Origin of the sequence: Nonomuraea sp. NPDC049607 (genome assembly GCF_040675375.1) — a bacterium.
In the GTDB taxonomy this organism is placed as follows: Bacteria; Actinomycetota; Actinomycetes; order Streptosporangiales; family Streptosporangiaceae; genus Nonomuraea.
The window spans coordinates 35,322-56,725 of sequence record NZ_JBFAOV010000036.1; the positions used below are offsets into that span (position 1 = coordinate 35,322).

The 21,404-nt window shown below is 73.5% G+C and carries 19 protein-coding genes; 9 read left to right on the forward strand and 10 right to left on the reverse strand.

Annotation, left to right across the window (positions count from 1 at the left end; all coding sequences use genetic code 11):
- Positions 1 to 94: 94 nt before the first annotated feature.
- Both AB0J97_RS42195 and AB0J97_RS42200 read right to left on the reverse strand, forming a co-directional pair.
- Positions 95 to 844, reverse strand: coding sequence for a class I SAM-dependent methyltransferase (locus AB0J97_RS42195; RefSeq protein WP_364100165.1), 750 nt, complete (start codon positions 842 to 844; stop codon positions 95 to 97).
- Positions 845 to 959: 115 nt separating this feature from the next.
- Positions 960 to 1,172 (reverse strand): hypothetical protein, encoded by a 213-nt coding sequence (locus tag AB0J97_RS42200; protein ID WP_364100168.1) that lies wholly within the window; start codon positions 1,170 to 1,172, stop codon positions 960 to 962.
- 139 nt (positions 1,173 to 1,311) lie between these two features.
- Here AB0J97_RS42200 and AB0J97_RS42205 point away from each other — a divergent pair, with 139 nt between their 5' ends.
- The gene (locus AB0J97_RS42205) at positions 1,312 to 2,523 is read left to right on the forward strand and encodes an MFS transporter (protein WP_364100171.1); all 1,212 of its coding nucleotides are present in this window, start codon (positions 1,312 to 1,314) and stop codon (positions 2,521 to 2,523) included.
- A 34-nt stretch (positions 2,524 to 2,557) separates the two neighbouring features.
- On the opposite strand, the gene AB0J97_RS42210 is transcribed toward AB0J97_RS42205, so the two are convergent.
- Positions 2,558 to 3,616: a spore photoproduct lyase family protein gene (locus AB0J97_RS42210; RefSeq protein ID WP_364100174.1), complete on the reverse strand. Its 1,059-nt coding sequence runs from the start codon at positions 3,614 to 3,616 to the stop codon at positions 2,558 to 2,560.
- A 264-nt stretch (positions 3,617 to 3,880) separates the two neighbouring features.
- Here AB0J97_RS42210 and AB0J97_RS42215 point away from each other — a divergent pair, with 264 nt between their 5' ends.
- From AB0J97_RS42215 to AB0J97_RS42225, 3 genes are read left to right on the forward strand one after another with little or no spacing between them, the layout of a single operon-like run.
- Entirely contained in the window at positions 3,881 to 4,339 is a 459-nt protein-coding gene (locus AB0J97_RS42215) for a hypothetical protein (protein WP_364100177.1), read from the forward strand.
- Between the two features lie 21 nt (positions 4,340 to 4,360).
- Positions 4,361 to 7,843: a hypothetical protein gene (locus tag AB0J97_RS42220; protein WP_364100180.1), complete on the forward strand. Its 3,483-nt coding sequence runs from the start codon at positions 4,361 to 4,363 to the stop codon at positions 7,841 to 7,843.
- A 1-nt stretch (position 7,844) separates the two neighbouring features.
- A complete protein-coding gene (locus AB0J97_RS42225) occupies positions 7,845 to 12,209 on the forward strand; it encodes a hypothetical protein (protein WP_364100183.1) in 4,365 nt (1,454 codons plus the stop codon).
- A gap of 105 nt (positions 12,210 to 12,314) precedes the next feature.
- On the opposite strand, the gene AB0J97_RS42230 is transcribed toward AB0J97_RS42225, so the two are convergent.
- The gene (locus AB0J97_RS42230) at positions 12,315 to 13,163 is read right to left on the reverse strand and encodes a helix-turn-helix domain-containing protein (RefSeq protein ID WP_364100186.1); all 849 of its coding nucleotides are present in this window, start codon (positions 13,161 to 13,163) and stop codon (positions 12,315 to 12,317) included.
- 502 nt (positions 13,164 to 13,665) lie between these two features.
- Between AB0J97_RS42230 and AB0J97_RS42235 the strand changes: the two genes are divergently transcribed.
- Both AB0J97_RS42235 and AB0J97_RS42240 read left to right on the forward strand, forming a co-directional pair.
- On the forward strand, positions 13,666 to 15,432 hold the full coding sequence (locus AB0J97_RS42235; RefSeq protein WP_364100189.1) for an acyltransferase domain-containing protein: 1,767 nt from the start codon (positions 13,666 to 13,668) through the stop codon (positions 15,430 to 15,432).
- A gap of 126 nt (positions 15,433 to 15,558) precedes the next feature.
- On the forward strand, positions 15,559 to 15,885 hold the full coding sequence (locus AB0J97_RS42240; protein WP_364100192.1) for a hypothetical protein: 327 nt from the start codon (positions 15,559 to 15,561) through the stop codon (positions 15,883 to 15,885).
- A gap of 65 nt (positions 15,886 to 15,950) precedes the next feature.
- Here AB0J97_RS42240 and AB0J97_RS42245 read toward each other — a convergent pair whose 3' ends face one another.
- From AB0J97_RS42245 to AB0J97_RS42260, 4 genes are all read right to left on the reverse strand, one after another.
- The gene (locus tag AB0J97_RS42245; RefSeq protein WP_364100195.1) at positions 15,951 to 16,547 is read right to left on the reverse strand and encodes a hypothetical protein; all 597 of its coding nucleotides are present in this window, start codon (positions 16,545 to 16,547) and stop codon (positions 15,951 to 15,953) included.
- A 67-nt stretch (positions 16,548 to 16,614) separates the two neighbouring features.
- A complete protein-coding gene (locus tag AB0J97_RS42250; protein WP_364100198.1) occupies positions 16,615 to 17,028 on the reverse strand; it encodes a DUF6294 family protein in 414 nt (137 codons plus the stop codon).
- A 61-nt stretch (positions 17,029 to 17,089) separates the two neighbouring features.
- Positions 17,090 to 17,542: a cupin domain-containing protein gene (locus AB0J97_RS42255; protein ID WP_364100201.1), complete on the reverse strand. Its 453-nt coding sequence runs from the start codon at positions 17,540 to 17,542 to the stop codon at positions 17,090 to 17,092.
- Entirely contained in the window at positions 17,539 to 17,931 is a 393-nt protein-coding gene (locus AB0J97_RS42260) for a VOC family protein (RefSeq protein ID WP_364100204.1), read from the reverse strand. The genes AB0J97_RS42255 and AB0J97_RS42260 overlap by 4 nt, the downstream gene beginning before the upstream one ends.
- A 60-nt stretch (positions 17,932 to 17,991) precedes the next feature.
- Between AB0J97_RS42260 and AB0J97_RS42265 the strand changes: the two genes are divergently transcribed.
- Positions 17,992 to 18,615, forward strand: a complete 624-nt coding sequence (locus AB0J97_RS42265; protein ID WP_357705626.1) for a TetR/AcrR family transcriptional regulator — start codon at positions 17,992 to 17,994, stop codon at positions 18,613 to 18,615.
- A 75-nt stretch (positions 18,616 to 18,690) separates the two neighbouring features.
- Here the strand turns inward: AB0J97_RS42265 and AB0J97_RS42270 are convergent, their stop codons facing one another.
- Both AB0J97_RS42270 and AB0J97_RS42275 read right to left on the reverse strand, forming a co-directional pair.
- The gene (locus tag AB0J97_RS42270) at positions 18,691 to 18,927 is read right to left on the reverse strand and encodes a hypothetical protein (RefSeq protein ID WP_357705627.1); all 237 of its coding nucleotides are present in this window, start codon (positions 18,925 to 18,927) and stop codon (positions 18,691 to 18,693) included.
- 68 nt (positions 18,928 to 18,995) lie between these two features.
- Positions 18,996 to 19,397, reverse strand: coding sequence for a DUF6223 family protein (locus tag AB0J97_RS42275; protein ID WP_364100209.1), 402 nt, complete (start codon positions 19,395 to 19,397; stop codon positions 18,996 to 18,998).
- Between the two features lie 216 nt (positions 19,398 to 19,613).
- Between AB0J97_RS42275 and AB0J97_RS42280 the strand changes: the two genes are divergently transcribed.
- Positions 19,614 to 20,726 (forward strand): histidine kinase, encoded by a 1,113-nt coding sequence (locus tag AB0J97_RS42280; RefSeq protein WP_364100212.1) that lies wholly within the window; start codon positions 19,614 to 19,616, stop codon positions 20,724 to 20,726.
- Complete coding sequence (locus AB0J97_RS42285) at positions 20,723 to 21,388, forward strand: response regulator transcription factor (RefSeq protein ID WP_364100215.1); 666 nt, start codon at positions 20,723 to 20,725, stop codon at positions 21,386 to 21,388. Before AB0J97_RS42280 ends, AB0J97_RS42285 begins: the two co-directional genes overlap by 4 nt.
- The last annotated feature ends 16 nt before the right edge of the window (positions 21,389 to 21,404 follow it).

A 21,404-nucleotide genomic window follows, 5' to 3' on the forward strand; every position in this document is an offset into this window, starting at 1 on the left:
GGCATGATGCCCCGGCCGGCGCGGCGGACGTGCCGCGAACACGCGAAAACGACCGACAATCTTCCTCGGCCCCGGCGAGAGCCGGCCCACGCCCTCAGGTGGCGGGGGCGAGATGGACGTGCAGGTCGGTGGCGTCGGCGGGGACGGGGGCGCCGTCCGGATCCGTGACGGCGGTGACGGTCAGGCCGGCGGTCGCGGCCAGTTCCTCGAACACCTCGCGGGGATACCAGTGCAGCACCCACGGCCGCTCGGTGACGCTGACGTCCGGGCCGTGGTGCCGTTCGTAGCGCAGCAGGGTCGTCTGCGTCCTGGCGGCCTCGTCGCGTCGTTCGGAGACGACGGACACCCGGAGGTCGGCGCCGCCGGGTCCGACGGCCGAGCGCACGTGGCCGATCCGGTCGGACGGGGTCGGTTCGGGGGTGAACAGGGGCACCAGCGCGGAACCGGCGTCCGTCAGGTGGGCACGGATGCCGCGCAGGGCGGCCAGCGCCGTGGCGTCGTCGGGGAGCAGGGTGAAGGTGGGCCCGGCGAGGAAGATCGCCCGGTAGCGGCGGGGCAGGTCCAGGCTCTCCATGCGCTGGTGGAACAGGTCCGCGGTGACGCCCTGCTCGCCGGCCCGGCTCCGCAGCCGCTCCAGCATGTCCGCGGAGGAGTCGACGCCGTCGACCTCCAGGCCGCGGCGGCGCAGCTCCAGCAGGGGATCGCCGTCCCCGCACCCCAGCTCCAGCGCGGGGACCCCGGCCCGCTCGACGAAGGCGGCGTAGGGCTCGGGGTCCTGGGCGAAGGACTTCAGCGGTCCGTAGAGCTCCGCGACGATGCCGGTGTAGAAGTCAGCTGGATCCATCTTCGCGACAGTACGCACAAGATCCTGCTGTTTCACTGCATTTTCGAGCCCTTCGCCGCGCCGACCGGGCCGCCCGGGTCCTGGGAGAGCACCGGGCGGCGCACCTGTCGGGGCCTCACGGCCCCTTGCTGTCAGGGGCGGTCTGGGCCGGGTCGTGGACGGTGCCCGCCGGCGCGTGCCAGGCCGGGCCGGCCGGCCCGAAGCCGGGGTACGGGTGGGGGAGCGGCAGGGGAGCGGCCGCCAGGGCCGGTCCGGCCAGGGCGGCGGTGACCAGCACACCGGTCACGGCGGCGGCGACGGCGAGTGATCCGCGTCTTCTCTTGTGCATCTGACGTCCCTTCGGCTTTGTCGGGAAGGATCGCTGACAGTAGCAGATTGTCGCATGACAAGTACAAAGAGTCACGTGACCTGTAGCGTGACCGTACGTGGGCGATCACATAGAGTCACCATCGGTCGGGAGCCGGTCCATGCGGCGGTGGGTCGTGCTGCTGCTCTGCTGGGCCTCGCTCACCATGACCTCCGTCGACCGTTCCACCTGGGGGCCCGCGTCGCTCCAGGCGGGCGAGGCGCTGGGCGTGTCGCTGGCGGGGCTGGGGGCGTTCGCGACGGCCTACTACGTCGGTTACGTGCTGTCCAACGTCGGCGGCGGGCTGCTCGGCGACCGGATCGGCAGCCGGTTCGTGTTGTCGGCGTCGCTGTTCACGGCGGGCGGCTTCATGATCGTGTTCGGGTCGGTGCCGTCCGCCGGGGCCGGGATCGCGGTGCAGGCGCTGATCGGGCTCTGCGCGGGGGCCGACTTCGCGGCGGGCGTCAAGCTCATCGCCTCCTGGTTCGGCGAACGGGAGCGCGGGCTGGCGATGGGCGTGTTCACCATGGCCTCCTCGCTCGGCACGATGATCGCCAACGTGCTCGTGCCCCGGCTGATCCAGTGGTACGACTGGCGGGCCTCCTACCACCTGTTCGGGATCGTCTCGATGGGGCTCGCGCTGGTGTGCCTGGCGCTGCTGCGCGACCGGCGGGAGCCGCCGGCGGCTCGCCCGTCACCGCGCGGCCTGGTCCGCGACCGCGACCTGATGCTGATCGGCCTGGCCGGCTTCGGCGGGCTATGGGGCACGTACGGCTTCGTGACCTGGTCCAACACCCTCATGGTGAAGGGGCACGGGCTCGATCCGGTGGCGGCGGGGACGGTCGTCGTGGTGTTCGCCGCGGCGGGCGCGGTGGGCAAACCGGTCATCGGCCTGGCCACCGACCTGGCCGGACGGGGACGCAAACGCCCCGCGATCGCCGTGCTGGTGGCCTTCGCGGGCTGCCTGCTGCTGTTCGGCGGCATGGAGACGGAGACGGCGTTCCTGGTCATGGCCGGGTTCGCGGGGCTGGGGGCGTACCTGTACTCGCCGCTGCTGATCGCCATGGTGCCCGGCCTGTCGGGGACGGCGCTGGCCGGCTCGGCGGCGGGCGCGACGAACGCGGTGGCGCAACTGGGCAGCGTCACCGTGCCGGTCGTGGTGGGGGCGGTCTACCAGGCGAGCGGCTCCTTCTCCGCCGCGTTCGCCACCCTGGCCGCCGGGCCCGTGGCGGGGGCCGTGGCCCTGACGTTCGTCCGGGAGGCGCGCCGCCGCGACCCGCCCGGCGAACAGGCCGGGCGGGCGGCGGGCGGAGCGGGATCCCGGCGACCCTGACCGTTCCCCTGGAGGCCGCCGGATCATCGGCCCGTCAGAAGGCGTAGCGGATGCGGCAGTAGGGGAGCCGGTCGGCGAGCAGGCCGGTGAGGTCGGCGACATAGCGGCCCTTGTGGCCGTTGCGGTAGCGGACGTTCCAGCCGCCCGTCTCCGACCGTTTGGCCTGCTGTAGCTCCGGCCGCCACAACACCTCCTCCGCCTTCGGATGCCAGCCCAGGTTGACCTGGTGCAGCCGGTCGTTGTGGGTGAGGAAGATCACCTCGGCGGCGAGCTGGGTGCGGGCCTCGGGCGACAACGCGTCGTCGAGGTGCTCCAGCAGGTCGGCCCAGTCCGCCAGCCAGCCGTCCCGGACCACCACCGGGCTCAGGTTGACGTGCACCTCGTATCCGGCGGCGACGAAGTCGTTGATCGCGTCGATGCGCTCGGCGACCGGCGAGGTGCGGATGTCCAGCAGCTTGGAGTCGGCGGCGGGCATGAGGCTGAAGCGCACGCGCGTACGCCCGCGAGGGTCCCAGCCGAGCAGGTCGCGGTTGACGTACTTGGTGGCGAAGCTGGCCTTGGCGTTCGGCAGGTCGCGGAAGAGCTCGACCAGGTCGCGGACGTTGCCGGAGATCGTGGCGTCGACCGAGCAGTCGGAGTTCTCGCCGATGTCGTACACCCACAGGCGGGGATCGACCTGGTCGGGCGCGGGCTTGACGCCCTGGCGGGCGGCGTGCCGCCGCAGGTAGCCGGTGATCCGGTCGATGTTGGCGAACACCGTGACCGGGTTGCTGTAGCCCTTGCGGCGCGGTACGTAGCAGTAGGCGCACGCCATCGCGCAGCCGTTGGCCGTGGAGGGCGCGATGAAGTCGGCCGAACGGCCGTTGGGGCGGGCCGTCAGCGACTTCTTGACGCCGAGCACGAGCGCCTCGGTCTTGATGCGCACCCAGCGGGCCACGTTCGCCTCGTCGCCGTACAGCTCGGGGATGCGGTGGTGGCTCTCGACCTCGACGATCTCGGCGGCGGGGAACCGGGCGAGGACCTCGCGCCCGCGCGGCAGCGCGGCGGCCTCGGGCTCGACGTAGATCCGCCGGACGTCGAGGAGGGCGGTCACGCCTGCTCCGGCTGTTCCATGCGGCAAGAATATGTGGCCCTGGAAGCGGGCCGCCGGGTCAGGCGCGGGCGCGCCGCAGCTCCGGCAAGGTTCGTGCGTACCCCGTGAGCTGCGCCGACGCGCCGCGCCCCGGCCGGTCCACTGAGTGGACCGAACGTTGCCCGCCCACCGCGACGCCAACAGCATGGACGCAACGTAAACGATCGCTCACCCCAAGCGACGACTCCGGGAGCGATCAGGCCGTTCCACGGAAGGACGAGCAGCATGAACGACAGATCCGCGAGAGCCCTGACCAGGGCCCTCGTCGCGGCGGCGGTCGCGGGGGCGGCGGTGATGGCGCCCGCCGTGACCGGCACGGGCGGCGCCTGGGCCGCGGCCGACCCGACCTGCGGAAGCTGGGTCTCCAGCCTGGTCTTCCCCGGCCTCTCGGCCCGGGCCTGCATCTGGGGCACCGGCGCCTCCTGGAAGCAGGCCCAGACGGAGGTCTTCAACGGCACGGGTTTCGCGGTCGAGGTCGAGGTCCTGACCGCCACGCTCGACCCCCTCCCCGGGAACGCCCGCTGCACCGCCATCCGCCTCCAGAACGGCCAGACGGCCTTCTGCGGCACCCGCGGCGTCCCCGACAACAACCCCTTCCAGTTCGACCGTGCCGTTGGCTCCACCCAGGTCACCGACCTGGTCCACCGGGAGCAGTTCGCCTTCGCGTCCCCGTTCGTCGGCTGAGCCGGAAAGGGTGGTGAAGCTTTGACCGGTCCCGAGGAGGAGCCGGAGCGGGTCCGCCTGGTCCGCACCGCGGACCTGGCGGATCTGCGCTTCCGGTTCCCCGGCCTGTCGTTCAAGCGCCCGGCGGCCCGCCGGGTCCTGGTCCGGGCCGTGCCGGACCGCGAGGGGCTGATCGTCGTCACCTTCCCCGCGCAGCACGTGGTGGAGCAGGCGTTCTTCGAGTCGGCCGGGGCCGGGCTGCCCGACCCCGTCCCGGTGCAGCCCCATCCGGCGCCGCCCGTCGTCTCCCGCATCAGCGGACGCAGCACACTGGTCTTCGTCGTGGGGCCCGACGACGAGATCCCGTACACCGCCGAGGGCCTGCTGGCGGCCATGGGACGGCTGCCGCTGCGCACCGTGGGCGACGAGGGCCCGGCCGATCCGCTGCGCGACCCCGTCGGCGACCCGAGGACCGCGATCGAGCTGCCGTACCGGCTGCTGCTGTCGCCGCCGCCGGACGTGCGCTGGACGCACCGCACGTCCCCCGCCGACGACACGGGCCGGGTGGAGCTGTGGCACACGCGGGTGAGTGGCACGCGGGCCAGGGCCGTGTGGACCAGGGACTTCCCCGGCGACACGCCGGTCGAGCCGCCGCCCGACCCGCTGACCACGTCGCTGACCCCCGCCGACCGGGCCGCGCTCGTCCACCTCACCAGCGACCGCGGGCTGTTCACCGAGCCGGGGCATCGGCCGTACGTGCCGGTGCCCGTCGAGGTCGGGCACCTGATCCTCTCCGCGCTGGGCGGCTGGCTCGACGCCCTCGGAAGCTGGGACCCCCGCCCGTCGATCACGAACGTCAGCCAGTGGCGGCACCGGGCGGCCATGGGCCGCGACCACTACGTACGGGTGCTCTACTCGGGCTACCTGTGCCCCTTCGGGCACCGCGCGGACCTGGTGAAGGTGACCGAGCGGAAGTTCGACCCGCAGCGCCCGGAACATCCCGCCTACCTCGCCCAGCGGATCTTCATCACCTGCCGCGAACCGGTCAGGGACTTCCCGCCCGGCACCGTCCGCCGCGACGCCGACGGCGAACGGCTCGACGCCCTGTTCCCGTTCCGGCGGGTCGAGCTGCTCAGCCTCGTCACCCCCGACCTCTCGCCGCCCGCCGACATCCTGCCGGTGCGCGAAGGGCAGCACGCCTTCTTCCCCGCCGTCCGCGACCAGGACCCGTACCTGTTCAAGGTGCGCGCGACCGACCTGGCCGGGCGGGAGACCGAGTTCGACACCCCGCTGCTGTTCCTCACCGAGAACTTCAACCAGGGCGCCGACCTGGTGGCGGCGGCCGCGGCGTACAACGCCCTGGACCCCGGGCCGGCCGACCCCGGGACGCCGCCGGCGCGGCTGAGCGCCGCCCTGCGCGGCGCCCGGGTCGCCGTCGCGGCGCCCGCCGCGCCCGACGACACCACCGTCGAGGCCGCCGGTCTCGTCTGGGGGACCGCCCTGCCGACGGACCGCGACGACGAGCTCTACCAGCACGTCCCCGGCTTCCTCCCGGTGCTGCGCTGGGCGTCGGCGGTGGTGCCGGCCGTGAGCCGGCTCACCGGCGCGCTCGGGCCCCGCCCGGTCCGGTACGCCCGTCGCTACCGGCAGGCCGCCTTCGACAGGACGCCCGACAGACCGGGCGACCCCGTCAACCCCGGCGAGGTCTTCCTGGAACTGGTCCCGGGCACGGGGACGTCCCCGCTGGTGATGGACTTCGACGACCAGCGGGACCGCTCCGGCGGGCTCGCCGCGCCCACGTTCACCGTCGCGGGCCTGTCCCGGCTGACCGGACCGGTCAGCGCCGCCAGGACGCCCGCCGCCGCGGCGGACGACCCCCTCGGCACGGTCGCCGACGGCACCTTCCGGCCCTCGGACTTCTTCGACGCGATCGGCGCGAAGCTGTTCGGCGTCATCCCGCTGTCCGCCCTGGTCAAGGCGGCCGGGCTGGACAAGGAGCTGAAGGCGCCGAGGTTCGTCACGCAGACCGTCAACGCCGCCACCGCCTTCCTCACCGACCTGCGCCGCGTCGAACGCCAGCTCATCGGCGTCGCCGCCCGCTTCCCGGCCGTGGCCGCCGCGGCCGGACGCGTCGGGACCACCGCGCTGACCCTCGTCAGGACCGTCGAGGCGTTCATCGCGGGAACGGCCGACCTCGGCCAGGTCGACACGGCCTTCCGCGACTTCTCCGCCGCCCTCGACGCGCTCGGCGCCGGCCTTCCCGCCGACGTGGACCACGCCGTCGTCGCGCTGCTCGGCCACCTGCGGCAGGCCCTCGCCATCTGGGACGACGCCCCCGCCGGGGTGCTGCCGCTGCGGCAGGCGATCGAGAGCGCCAAGGCCGGTCTCCGGCTGCCGGAGTCCGTCGCCGCCCGCCTGGAGTGGACGCCCGACATCCAGCCCTGGTCGCTGCGGGAGGGCGACCCGCCGATCTTCGTCCCGCACGACGGCCACGGCGACCCGGCGCGGGAGGGCCGCTTCTCCGTCGTCGTCGACCTGCGCGCCGGGCTGCGGCCGGACGTGCGCCCGGCCGCCGACGTGACCTGCACGCTGGAGGAGTTCGACCTGGTGCTGCTGCCGGGCGTGCTGGAGGCGATGCGGCTGGACTTCCGGCGGATCAGGTTCACCGTGCGCGCCGGGGAGAAACCCGACGTCGAGGTGGCGTTCCGGAACGTCGAGTTCATCGGGGCGCTGTCGTTCGTCGAGACGCTGCGCCGGATCATCCCGCTCGACGGGTTCAGCGACCCGCCGACGCTCGACGTCTCCCCGCGGGGCGTGCTGGCGCGGTACGGCATGCCGCTGCCGAACCTGGCGATCGGCGTCTTCAGCCTGGAGAACATCGCCCTGAACGCCTACCTGGACCTGCCGTTCGCGGGCACCAGGCCGCTGGAGATCGGGTTCGCGTTCTGCCGCAGGGACGCGCCCTTCCGGCTCACCGTCTCGCTGTTCGGCGGCGGCGGCTGGTTCGGGATCGTGCTGTCGCCCGACGGCGTCCGCGCGCTGGACGCGGGCCTGGAGTTCGGGGCCGCGGCGTCCGTCGACTTCGGCGTGGCGAGCGGCAGCGTGTCGGTGATGGCCGGGATCTACTTCCACCTGGACGCCGCCACCGGGCAGGCCGTGCTGTTCGGCTACTTCCGCGCCCGCGGCGAGGTGGACGTCCTCGGCCTGGTCTCCGCGTCGATCGAGCTCTACCTGGAGCTGGGGTACGAGGGCGGCGACGCGGTCGGCCGGGCCCGGATCACGATCACCATCGAGATCGGGTTCTTCGAGGAGTCCGTCGAGATCAGCTGCGAGAAGCGGTTCGGCGGCGCCCGGTCGCTGTCGGCCGCCGCGGGGCTCGCCGAAGAGGCCGGGGCGGTGGTCGGGGCGGCGGCGGGTTCCGCCTCGACCTTCGCCCAGATGATGGCGCCGTACCGGGATCCGGTCACCGGCGCGCGACGAGACCCGGTCGCCGAGTACTGCGGCGCCTTCGCGGAGGTGGGCTGACATGAGCGAGCGGACCGAGCCGAGCACGGGGGAGCGTACGGACATGGGCACGTTCAGGGTTCTGTGGACGGTGTTGCCGGCCGGGGTGGCCGGGCCGGGCGAGGTGCGGCTGTCGGTCGCCGTCAGCCCTCGGCTGGAGGCGCCACGCGGCCGGCTCGACGACGTCGGCGAGTTCACCGACTGGCCCAGGACGCTGCGCGAGACGGTGCTGCCCGCGCTGCGCGTCGTCTGGGACGGGCACGCCGCCCCCGTGGTCCCGCGTCCCGACCCGCGCTCACCGTCCCCCGACTCCGACCTGTGGGGGAGGATGTTCCCGGCCGCCTCGCCGGTGCGGTCGCGCTCCCTGGCCGCCGGGGGCGCGCTCGGCGCGGCGGTCGCCGCCGGGTCGGCGGGCGTGCGGGTGCTGCGCTCGTTCCCCGCGGCGCTGGTCCACGAGCGGATCGCCACGCTGTACGACCAGATCGGCCAGGTCGTGATCACCGACCGCCTCACGCCGCCCGGCAGCGGCGAGGCCGTCCGCCACCACTCAGGCGACCGGGACGGCGACGCGTCGCGGCCCTGGCGTCAGCCGTACACCGGTGTCGTCCGCGGCATCCCGGTGGTCGGGGAGATGAGCAGGTTCAGCGGCGATCCCCAGGCCGCCTACCGGGCCATCGACGGCATGATCGGGGACGCCCCGGCACCGCATGCCCGCGCCTCCGCCGACCTGGCCCCGGACCGGGCGGCGGACCGAGCCACAGACCGGGCCGCAGACCTCCGGCCCGCCACCCTCGATCGGACCAGTGCCGCCTACCGGGGTGACGAGACCAGATTCGCGCTCGCGGAGGCCGTCAGGTTCTACGACCGGCCCAAGCCCCCGCGCGACGGCCGCGGCCCGGCGGGCGCGGAGGCCGTCGCGCCCCGGCCGGAACCGCCCGACGTGGAGTTCCACGGCGTCTGCGGCTTCCTGGCCGACTACCCGGAGCTGTGCCGGCGGCTCGGGCTCGTCCTCGATCTCGTGGTCCCCGTGCCTCCGGGGCTGGCCGCGACCGGACGGCTCCGGGTGGCGTTCGAGGACGTCCCGCCGCCGTTCGACACCGACCCGCTGCGCCCGTGGACGCTGTTCGACTTCGCGGCGGGCAAGCGGTTCACCGCCGCGTCCCCGCAGGGGCACCCCGTCCAGGGCGGCTGGCTCGGCCTGGGCGGCGACGACTGGACGGTCACCGACGCCGACGTCGACGGCGCGGCCATCAAGGCGGCCGACTTCACCGCGCTGATCGAGCGCATGCACAGGCTGAGCGGCCCGAGCGGCCAGCCGAGCGCGCAACACCTGGGCACCGGCACGACGGCGCTCCAGGGCGCCGGCCTCACCGTCTTCCACCGGGGACGGGACGCCTGGCTGGCCGACCAGATCGGCGACGACGCCGCCCACCAGCGGGGATCGGGCGATGCGGCGCCTGAACTGCACGCCGGGCACCTGGTCCGCGGGTTCCGCGTGGACGCCGGGGTCGTCGGCCCCGCCGGCGCGATCAGTGGCTGGCTCTCCCTGTGCCGCCGCCGGGGCTCCTACCTCATCCGCCGGGGCGGGCAGCCGCCGTACTGGATCGAGGGGATCGCCGACGACGAGGGCGCCGTCCGGGCGAGCGCCGTCACCCGCGACGCGACGCGGTCCGACGAGCTGTACGTGCACCAGGCGCTGTTCGGCTGGGACGGCTGGAGCCTGTCCGCCCCGCTGCCCGGCCGCACGCTCGACAGGTTCGGCCGCCCGGTCGTCGCCGATCCGGAGGTGGACGCGAACTTCCCGCTCGACACCAAGTTCACGCCGGTGCCCGGCTCACTGCCGGCGCTCCGGTACGGGCGCACCTACCGGCTGCGGGCCCGCGTGGTGGACCTGGCGGGCAACGCCCTGGAACCGTCGGCGGAGGCGCCCGGGTCGGCGCTGTCGCGGGCGATCACGTACTCGCGGTGGGAGCCGGTGCCGCCGCCCGTGATCGTCGAGCGCAAGCCGTTCAACGAGGGCGAGTCCAGTCAGTGCCTGGTCATCCGCAGCACCGTCACGGCAGGCGGCCGGGACGTGCCCGCCTGGGAGTGGGCACTCGACCGCCAGGACGTCCCCGGCCACACCGACCAGCCGCCCGCCACGGACGGGCTGAGCCGCCGGTACCTCTACTACGACGAGCGGTTCGTCGCCCCGCCCAAGACCTCGCTGCAGATGGCCGAGCGGCACGGCCGGTTCGACGACGCCATCGGCGGCGACCGGCCGCAGGAGGTGCGAACCAGGTTCTTCACGGCCGCCGCGCGCGAGGCCGGCACGTTCCTCGACACCGTGGTCAGCTACGCCGACGACCCGCGCCGCACCCGCGACCTGCTGTTCTTCGACGAGATCGCGGTCGCCAAGCACGACGCCCTCGACCCCGAGCCGGTCACCCCGCTGCCCGTGACGCGCGGCGCCGGGCTGAAGCAGGGCGAGTTCGTCGTGCACACCGCCGCCGAGCTGATCCTGCCGTACCTGCCCGACGTCCTGGCCAGGGGCGTCACGCTGTACGGCCTGCCGGGCGCGCCGCCGATCCACCCCGTCCCGTTCTACGACGACTTCCACGACACCTGGCCGGACGCCGCGCCGTTCAGACTGCGGATCGAGGAGGGGGACGAGGCGCCGCGATGGCGGGACGTCCCCCGGCTGCTGACCGTGTACCTGCCCAAGGCCGAGATGGCCACCGTACGGCTGAGCTGCCGGCTCACCCCGGCCGACCTCGCCCTCCTGCCCGTCTGGCAGCGCCTGCTCGTCTCGGACTTCTGGCGGGGCCTGACCGACGCCGAGCGGGAGCTGATCGCCGACGAGACCGTCGCCGGGCTGAACTGGCTGCTCACCCCGTACACGGAGATCCGGCTCGTGCACGCCGTCGAACGCCCGCTGTCGCCGCCCGAGCTCGGCGAGGTGAGCTTCGCCCGCGAACCCGAACAGACCTTCGCCGACCTGCGCGGCACCCTGCGGTCGCACCCCCGCAGCACCGGGCACGTCGACATCGACGCCACCTGGACCCGCTGGATCGACGACGTCACCGAACCGGCCCCCCGCCGGATCAAGGAGCACGCCCACGCCGGCCGCGTCGAGCTGGCCTACTCCGACCGCGACGAGGTGCGCCTGCCGCACGCGGCGACCCCCGTCCGCCACGACTTCGGCGACACGCTGCACCGCAACGTCGTCTACCGGCCGACCGCCACCACCCGGTTCCGCGAGTACTTCCACCCGTCGATCACCGCCGATCCCGCCCTCGTCACCAGCCCCGGCGAGCCGAGCGCCGGGACGGCCGGCCGGGGCTGGCCGGTGCCCGCGAGCAGGCGTCCGGAGCCGCCGAAACCTTCGTACCTGTTGCCCACCTTCCGGTGGAACCGCCAGGAGGACCGCCCCAACAAGCGGTACGTGACGGTACGCGACGGCGCCGGCGTGCGGGTCTACCTGGACCGGCCGTGGTTCTCCTCCGGCGACGACGAATTGCTGGCGGTCGTCCTGGACCCGCCCGGCGGCGACCCGCTGCCCGGCCATCTGGCGACCCGGTGGGGCACCGATCCCGTCTGGTCGGACGCGACCGTGCTGCCCCCGCCGGCTCCCGCGAACTTCCCCGGCCCCGTCGCCTCCGCCGCGCTCCGGCTGGCCGAGTCGGGGGAGGGGCGTGAACTGGCCGGGGCGGTCGTGGCGTACCAGCCGTCGTACGACGCGGCCAAGGGGTTGTGGTTCGCCGACGTCGACGTCGATCTGGGAGCGGCGGGGCGGGAGTCGGCCTACTTCCCGTACCTGCGGCTGGCCCTGGCGCGCTACCAGCCGCACGCGCTGGCGGGGCTGGAGTTGTCGCCCGTGGTGCAGGCGGAGTTCGCGCAGCTCGTGCCGGGTCGTACGCTGACGGTCGAAGAGGTGTCCGGCGGCGGGTTGCGCGTCACGCTCGCCGGGCCCGCCGCCGCCACCGAGTTCGGCCTCCAGGCCGGTGCCGGGCTGCCCGCGGTCGCGGCCGGCCACCGTGTCACCGCCACCGTCCAACGGCGGCCCTTCACCAGCATCGAAGACCTCGACTGGACGGACACGGCGATCAGAACCGAGCTGACCTGCGGCGCGGCGCAGGCCGGGTTCCAGTGGTCCGCGGTGATCCCGCCCGCGGGACTGGACATCATCTGGCAGTACCGCCTCCTGGTGGAGGACCGCGAACGCCACCGCACCGACCCGGGCACAGCCGACGAGACGGCGCTCATCGGTGGCGAGGGCGGTGGTTCGTCCGCAGCCGCCGCGGGTGGTGGGGCGCAGCGGATTCCGGTGGCTGAGCGGCTCGTGCACGCGGACAGCGTCCCGCTCCGTGCCCGGCTGGGCCGGCTGGTCATCGACTTCGACGCATAGCCGGGCTGTCGGTCCGTGACCGGTGGCGACGGCTGCCGGTCACTTCCCGGCGCCCGCATGAGACCGATGGTTCGCAGGCGCGCTCGTGGTCCGGCCGGAGGGGGGTTATCGGTCGCGGGGTGGGCTTTCCGGGGTGGCCAGGAGGTTCAGGGCGCGGCCCGCTCCCGGCACGCGGGCCAGGTTGGCGCTGATGCACGCCGCGGTCTCCCGTACGGCGTCCGCCAGCAGGGGGAGCCGGTTCGTGCCGACCACGACGACGGCCGCCGCGGCCACCACGGCTCCCGTCGGCGCCCGTACGGGGGCGGCCACGCAGCCCAGGGGCGGGAGAGCCGCCTCGAAGTCGAAGGCGACCCGCCGGTCCCGGGCGTCGCCGACGCGCCGCGCCCACTCGGCCCGGGAATGCCCCGGCGGCAGGCTCCAACCGGGATCCGGACGGAGGCCCGACGCCGGGTTCCCCACCGCCAGCACGACCTCGGCGGCGCTGGCCGCGGGCAGCACGATGCCCGGACGCATCCGGAACACCTCGTCAACAGCCGGGTCGCCGATCCCCGCCACGACGATGACGTCGTCACCGTCCCTGACCGCGATGGTCACGCTGCATCCGGCGGCGGCCAGTCGCCGAAGCGGTCGTACGGCGGCCGTGCTCAGCACCTGGGCCGGTGACCACCGCTGACCCCAGCGGAACATGCGCGTCCCGATCCGGTAGCGGCCACCGTCCTCGCGGTGCACCACGCCGAGGTCGGTGAGCCGGCACAACAATCGATGGGCGGTCGCCTTGGGCAGGCCGGTGGCCACGGCGAGCTGCGTCAGCCCCGCCTCCTCCACCCGGGCCAGCTCCTCCAGCACCGCGAACGCGCCGTGCAGCACACCTCGGCCGCCGGAAGGCCCGGCCCGTCCCTCATCCCCGAGACCGCCGCCGATCGAGCCGGCGACCTCTTCCGGGCAGAATCCCATCGCGCACCCCCCAGGCCGCACCGACCCCACCCGTTCGTATCACCAGGATGGACGGGCTCCCCAGGTCCCTGGCAGCTATAAGTGACTAACCAATCACTGTGTGTGACGCCAGGGAAGGGGTTGGCGACCACCTGTCCCTGAAAGCGGCGCCTCTGTGCCGCAGGTCTGTGGGTCCGAGCACTTCGCGTCCGTTGGGGGGTCGGTTGCTGCCCCTGGGTGCACACCCGGACCTCCGTCCTGCAAGAGGTGAGGACGGCTATAGGCGAGTTTCTCCACCGATAGGGTGACGTGTCGCGATGACACGACTACTTATCGTGTGCGAGCGGTATCAGTCGTGGGGCCGAACGGGTCGTCGGCGATGGGACCGGCAGCTCGCAACAGCCGTACCCCTCGCCGCTCTCCCATGTGCCGCAAAAGCCCCGCCCCGCCTCCAGGAAGGGACTACATGCGCAGCAAAGTCGTCGTGGTTTTCCCGGGCAGCGTAGCCATTCCCTCCGCCGGTGTGCTGGCGCCTCTGGCCGCCCGTACGCCGGCCGTCTCGGAGCTCCTGCCGGAGATCGACGCCGTCGCCGCCGAGTACGGCTCCTCTCCGATCAGCGCCTACCTCCTCGCCCCGGACGCACCCCGTCCGCCCGGCCCCGAAAGCCACTACCTGGCCTTGATGGCGGTGTCGTTAGCCACCTTCGACACCCTCGTACTGGACGGGCTCCAGCCGTACGCGCTCGTGGGCCACGGGCTCGGGGAACTGTGGGCCCAGGTCGCCGCCGGAGTCCTGAGCGCGGGCGACGGCGCGCGCCTGGCCTGTGAACGCAGCCGCGCACTGACCGGCCTGAACTGGCGGGGCACGATGATGTCCCTCGACGTCTCCGCCGTGCAGGGCCGTCACCTGGTCGCCCTGCTCGACCATCCCCATCTCGTGGTCGGCTGTGACGACACCCCGCAGCGGTGCGTGCTGTCCGGGCCGGGCGAGCTGATGCCGCTGGCGTCCCGGATCGCCGAGCACTTGGGCTGGACGAGCACCGAACTCCATGTCCCGCATCCCGCCCACACACCCGCGGTCGCCGCCGCGGCCGCCGACCTGAGGCACCGCCTGCCGGACGTCAAGCCGTCCGCGGCACGCTGGCCGGTGTTCTCGCCGACACTGGGCCGCCTGCTCACCCCGGACGACGACCCCGTCGCGGTCACCGCCAACGCGATGCTCGTCACCGTCCACTTCCGGCAGGCCGTGACGGCGCTGTCCGCCCGCGGTGCGGAGGTCTTCCTGGAGTGCGGGGCCGGCGATGACGCGGTCACGCTCATCCGCGCCATCATCCCCGCCGCCATCACCGCCTCCCCTCTGACCACCGACGCCCCCTGGCTCCCGCTGGATCCCCCCTCCACACTCACCTCGAACGTCCCCACACCCGTACTGAACGGTCCGGCACCCGCCTCGAACGGCTCCGCGCCCACGCCGAATCACGCCGCACCTGCGCCGAATTCGGCCGCCCCCATCGAACCTGTCGCCCTGCCGCGAGCCACCGCCGACCTCCCACCCACCCGGGGCCATCCAGGCGACACCGACCAGGACCACGCCCACAGGCAGGGGGAGGGCTTTGGCCAGGGGCGTGGTCGGGGGCGGGGCTCTGGGTGGGAGGGGGTGGCCTGGGTGGGGATGGGGGATGGCGCAGTCGGCGGGCAGGCGATGCGTCCTCGGCTCGCCCCCGCGCCGCTGCCCTCGCCCGCCACCGAACGCATGCTCCCCCCGGCGACGCTCCTGCTGTGCGGCCGGGCCGACGCCCCGGCCTTACGGGCGCTGACCGACGATCGCGACGACGTGGTGGTGGCCGACGCCGACACCATCGACTGGACCTGGCTCCCGCTGACGCCCCGGCACCTGCGAGTGGTGGCCCGTCCCGGCCCCGACGCCGGCCTGGTGCACCGGGCGATGCTCGCCACCGCGGCCCGCTTCCCCCACCTCCGCAGCATCGCCGCCCTGGTCATGGACGCAGTACGCGAGGAAGTGGTCCCGCACCCGATCGCCGGCCTGTTCACCGGGGCGATCCAGCCGCTGGCCGCCGAACTGGCCGACTGCGCCTGCGTCGCGGTCGCCACCACGGACGTCGAGCTGCCCGCCGCACTCGACGCGCTGGCCGCCGAGTTGCAGGCGGCGCCCCCGTTGCTGGCGGCCTTCTACCAGGGACGGCAACGCCTGCTGTACGAGCTCACCCTCGGCGAACACCCGTGGCCGGGCGACGGGCGTTCGCGGCCCTCGGCGACCAACCCGGCGTGAACGACCCGCGTGCTGTCGGGTCTGTTCGGGAAGGGAGTCCTGGCCGGGCAGCGCTTTCCCTGCCGCCACTCTTTGCGTACGCTGCATGACGGTAAGTGACAGGTCATCACTCGTTCAGGAGGGGCTTTGCTCAAGACAAGGCATGTCGCGGCGGTCGTCGCCGGGTCCGTCGCGTTGCTGTCGCTGGGGTTCACCACGCCGGCGTCGGCGGCGACCGTCCTCGACTGCGACACCTTCGTCCACAACAACGACAACTACGTCGGCATCGCGATGTGCAGCAATCCCACGGGCCAGAACTGGCGGTTCCGAGCCGTGATCACCTGCGGCTGGGCGCCGGACGTCGTCGGGGAATGGGTGGACCTCCCGCCGGGCCGTTCAGGCCAGTCGCAGGGCGTCTGCGGCCGGCTCGGCACAGGCGTCGGCGCGGTGGGCGTCGACGAGCGCGCCGCCTGAACCAGGCGGCAAGGGCTCTTGACCACCATCACGGTCAAGGGCCCGGCCCTCTCGCGGCCGGGGGATCAGTGGGCGAGGCTGATGGACGTGGGGATGCTCCACGGGCCGCAGTCGGAGCCGAAGGTCGTCCGGTCGCAGCCCTGGACGATGAAGGCGAACTTGTCGACCTCATGGCCGTTGGTCGTGGTGCCGACGCCGCCCTGCACGTACGGGGCCATCAGGTACTGGCCGCTCCACGCGGTCAGCCGGCCGGTCTGGACCTGGGTGGCCTTGCCGCCGTTCTTGCTCCAGCGGACGTTGAAGTAGTCCCAGTCGCGGCCCAGGCCGCTCCACTTGAAGACGAGGTTCTGGCCCTTCTGATAGACGCGGACGAGGGTGCCGTTGCCGAGGTTCGGCGACCAGACGATCTTGCCGTTGGTGAAGCGTTGCCAGGAGCCCTTCTTGTCCGGGTAGCCGAATTCCTTGGTGGTGGGGCAGCCGTACACGCTCTGCTCGCCGCCGTTGGAGCGCCACAGGCCGCCGATGAGGCTCCCGGCGGGCGCCACCAGCGAGGGATCGCACGCGCTGACGGCCGCCGCGGCCGGTGACGTGGTGAGGGAGAAGGCGGCGGTGAGCACGGCGGCGGCCGTGCCGATGAGGGAGGGTGAAGCCGCGCTGGCCATGGGCGTCCTTTCGTCGGAGGGGCGGCGCGTGCAGTGGGCCGGGCTCGTCCAGGGGTGTTCGGGTGGCTCAGCAGTGCTTGCTCAGCGACATGCGCTTGACCAGGTCGAACAGTTCGGGGTCGAACTGGCCCTTCGCGATCCAGCGGTAGGTCCGCCGGTCGTGCAGGTTCTTGACGAACTTGGTGCTGGTGCTGCCGTGGACGCGTATGTCGCCGAGCAGGGCGCCGGCGCCGTCCTTCAGGTGCGCCCACATCAGCCAGGCGTCCTCGTCGCCGAGGCTGGAGATCGTGGCGTCCAGGCGGGCGGTCCCGTTCGAGTACAGCGTCCAGGTCGCGCCGGGCTCGATCGTGCAGTAGCCCGCCGACATGTAGCCGCGCCAGGTGTACGTCTTCTGCTCCAGGGCGGACGCGCCGGCCGTCGTGGTGCCGGAGAGCACCAGGGCGAGGGCGGTGGCGAGCACGCTCGTGGTCCTGCCTGTCATGAGATCTCCTCGAAGCTCGGCCTGAAGGGGGGTGTGCTGGGGGGACGGGTGCGGCGGGAGGTCAGGCGGCGGTGCCCGGGGGCGGGCCGATGACCTGGTAGCCGTGACGGGCGGCCACCTCGGCCAGTAGGCCGGGGCCGGCGTCGCCGGCGGCTGCGACGTCCGCGGCGAAGGTCTCGAAGCCGGCGGGCCAGGTCAGCTGGAGCAGGCGCAGCGGGGCGTCCCGGTCGTTGGCGAAGGCGTGCGGCACCCGGCGGGGGAGCAGGACGAAGGCGCCGGCGGTGGCCTGCCACGACTGCTCGCCGCAGTACATCCGCGCCGTTCCCGACAGTACGTAGAACGCCTCGTCGTCGTGCTGGTGCACGTGCCAGGGCGTGGCGAAGCCGGGCGGGCACTCCTGTTCGACGACGGTGAGGCTCTCGCCGGTCTCCGCCCGGCCCGCCTTCACCGTCATGGTCGTGCCGAGGAACCGGTGGGCGGAGCCTGTCCCGGCGGGCAGGTGGAGGGCGCTCATGGCCGTCTCTGCAGCGTGTAGAGCCGGATCTCGATGCCGTCGGGGTCGAGGAGGCCGCCGATGAGCCATCCCACGCTGCCCTCGGCGATGTCGGAGTGGCCGACGCCGAGCGCGTCGAGGTGGTCGGACCAGGCGTGGAGCGCCTCCAGGGTCGGCACGGCCAGCGCGACCGGATCGAACCCGCTCCACCCGCCGGCCCGCCCGGGCTCCTCGCGCAGCGCGATCATCATCGTGTGCGCCGCGTCGCTCAGGGCCACGCCGCGCAGCACGCCGTCCTCGACGAACTCGATCGCCACGTCCAGGCCCAGCACGCGCCGGTACCACTCCAGGCTCTTGTGGACGTTGGAGACGGGGAGCTTGACGTGGTGGAACCCGTTCAGGAGCGTCATGCCTCACCACCGTTTGTAGTCTCACTTTAAGGTACTACTCTAAAGTGGTACTCTAAATCGATGGACGACGTCAAGAGCCCCAAGCGGCGCTCGGCACAGACCAGAAGCCGGATCGTGAACGCCGCCCAGGGGCTGTTCGTCGTGCGGGGCTATGCCGGGACGACCTTCCAGCTGGTCGCGGACGCGGCCGAGGTGTCGGTCCAGACGGTGTACTTCCACTACGGAACCAAGAGCCAGCTGCTCAAGCACGTGGTCGACGTCGCCTCCGCCGGTGACGACGAGCCCGTGCCACTGCTGGGACGCTCCTGGTTCGAGGAGTTGCGGTCGGCGCGGGACCCGATGGAGGTCGTAAGGGGATGGGTGCACCAGAGCGGCGTCATCCTCGGTCGCGTCGCCCCCGTCCTGGCCGTGGTCCGCGACGCGGCCGCGGGGGACGCCGACATGGCGGCCCAGTGGGCCGTCAACAGCGAGCAACGGCACACCGCCCACGGCCAGGTCGTCGCCATCCTCGACGGCCTGCACGCCCTGCGGCCCGGCCTGACCGGCGACCGGGCCACCGACATCACCGTGGGGCTGCTGTCGCCGGATCTGTTCCTGGTGATGACCCGCGAGTGCGGCTGGACGACGGCGCAGTGGGAGAGCTGGAGCGCCGACCAACTGGCCCACGCCCTGCTGCGCCCCTGATGGGGGGCATGGTCGTCGGTACGGCGCCGGATCGCCCTCCCTCTCGTCCGGTCGCCTGCCCGACCGGGGGCGTCGTCAGTCGGTCGGTTCCATGTCCGGGGGCTCGGGTTCGCCGGGGTCCTCGGCCACTTCGCGCCGCTCCTGCGCGACCTTCTCCTCGGGGTCGGGCGGGGGCTCGACCGGCTCGGCGGGGATGGGCCGGGGAGTGTCCCGCACCTCGACCCCCGCACGGGCGGCGGTCGTGTCGCTCTCCCCGTTGACCTGTCCGACCGCGGGAGGCATGTCCTCGGGAAGCTTGTCCTCTTCGTTCATGACCGGCAACTGCCCTGGCCTTGACCTCTTGAACGGAGACCGGCGGCGGCCCGAGGTGAGCGGGACGGTCATCCGGTGCGGCGGTGGCGGGCCAGGGTGAGGGCGCCGAGGATCATGGCGGCCAGGCCGAGGGCCAGGTCCAGGTAGCCGCCGACGATGCCGTAGCCGGTGCCGGGGCCGCCCTTGGCGGCGGCCACGACCACGCCGCCGATGACCATGCAGGTCAGCCCTGCGGCCAGGGCGACGACGGCTCCGCGCCTGCCGGTCCCGGCCCCGGGCGCGGTCCCGGCTCCGGTCGCGGTGCGGGGGCGAGGGAGGAGGCGGCCGGTGGAGCGGGCGAGGGCGAGGGCGCCGACGGCGGCCCCCGCCAGGCCCAGCCCGGCGGCGATCAGGGACCACAGCCGGCCGGTGGTCATGGCGTAGGCGCCGACCGGGTCGGCCTGGACCGCGAGCAGGTGACGGATGAGCATGACAGGTCCCTTCGTCTGGACGTCGGCGTGGGAAGAGCATCGCCGCCTTAACCGCCGCCGGTCGTCCGGCTGCGGCGGGCTTTCCGGGGTGCCGCCGATGCCGCAGCCGCCTACCGCGCGGACGGCAGGAAGTGCGGGATGTACCGCGTCCGCGGTAGTCGGCGGGTGATCCCTGGGCAGGAGTCGGACGGGCGGACATGCGGCTATGGTGCGCGTATGAGCACAAAGCGGGCCGGGGCCGTCGACTGGCTGATCGCGGTCGGCGTGGCGGCGGCGCTGGTGGTCACGGGGTTGTCGGGGCAGCGTCCCGCCACCTCCCTCGCCCTGCTCGGATACGCGCTGCTGGCGGCCGGTGGCCTGGCGTTGGCCGCGCGCCGCAGGGCTCCGGTCCCCGTCCTGGCCGTGACGGGGTTGTGCGCGGTGGGGTACCAGGCGGCCGGGTTCGACGTGCCGGCCGTGGCGTACCTGTTCGCGGTGTACGCGGCGATGCGGGACGGAAGACGCCTGGTCACCGTGGCCGCGAGCGTCATCGTGCTGGCCCTGCTGCCCCTGGCGGCGCTGGCCTCGGGGTTGCACGACACGGGTGAGGCGTTCGCGCAGGCCCGGGGCGCGCTCGAACTGGCCTGGCTGGTCGCGGCCGGCGCGGCGGGGGAGGCGTTGCGGCAGGCGGAGGGACGGGCGGAGGAGGCCGAGCGTACCCGGGAGGAGACCGCGCGGCGGCGGGCCGACGAGGAGCGGCTGCGCATCGCGCGGGACCTGCACGACTCGCTCACCCACCAGATCTCGATCATCAAGGTGCAGGCCGAGGTGGCCGTGCACGTGGCCCGCAGGAAGGGGGAGCAGGTGCCGGAGGCCATGCTGGTGATCCAGGAGGCCGGCCGCGAGGCGACCAGGGAACTGCGCGCGACCCTGGAGGCGCTGCGCGACGACGTGACCCCGCCGCACGGGCTCGACCAGGTCCCCGAGCTCCTGGAACGGGCCCGCACCACCGGCCTGGACGCGACGCTGACGATCGGCGGACAGCGGCGGGACGTGCCCGTCGCCGTGGACCGGACGGCGTACCGGATCGTCCAGGAGTCGCTGACCAACATCGCCCGCCACGCCGTCGCCGCGACCGCGGAGGTCCGGATCGACTACCGTCCCGACGCCCTGGCGATCCGCGTGGACGACGACGGCACGGCCACGCCGGACACCGCCCCCGTGCCCGGCGTCGGGCTGATCGGCATGCGCGAACGCGTCACCGCGCTCGGCGGACGGCTGCGGGCGGCGCCGCGTGGCACGGGCGGCTTCACCGTCCAGGCCGAACTGCCGATGGACCGTACGCCGTGATCCGGGTCCTGCTGGTGGACGACCAGCCGCTGCTGCGCGGCGGATTCCGCGCGCTGCTCGACCTGGAGGACGACATCGAGGTGGTCGCCGAGGCCGCCGACGGGGCGGAGGGCCTGACCCTGGCCAGGCAACACCTGCCCGACGTCGCGCTCGTCGACATCCAGATGCCGGTCGTGGACGGCATCGAGACGACCCGCCGCATCGCCGCCGACCCGGCCCTGGCCGGCGTGCGCGTCGTCATCCTGACCAACTACGGCCTGGACGAGTACGTCTTCAACGCCCTGCGCGCCGGCGCGGCCGGATTCCTCGTCAAGGACGTCGTGCCGGAGGACTTCCTGCACGCCGTGCGCGTCGCCGCCCGCGGTGACGCGCTGCTCGCCCCCTCGATCACCCGCAAGCTGATCGACCGGTACGTCACCCGGCCGCCGGCCGCCGCCACCACCGGCGAGGAGCTGCGGGAGCTGACCAACCGCGAGCGCGAGGCCGTCGCCCTGGTCGCGCGGGGGCTGTCCAACGACGAGATCGCCGCCCGGATGACGATCAGCTCGATGACCGCGAAGACCCACGTCAACCGGGCGATGGGCAAGCTGCGCGTCCGCGACCGCGCCCAGCTCGTGGTCCTGGCCTACGAGTCGGGCCTGGTGACGCCGCGCACCCCGTGAGGAGCCGGCGCAGGGC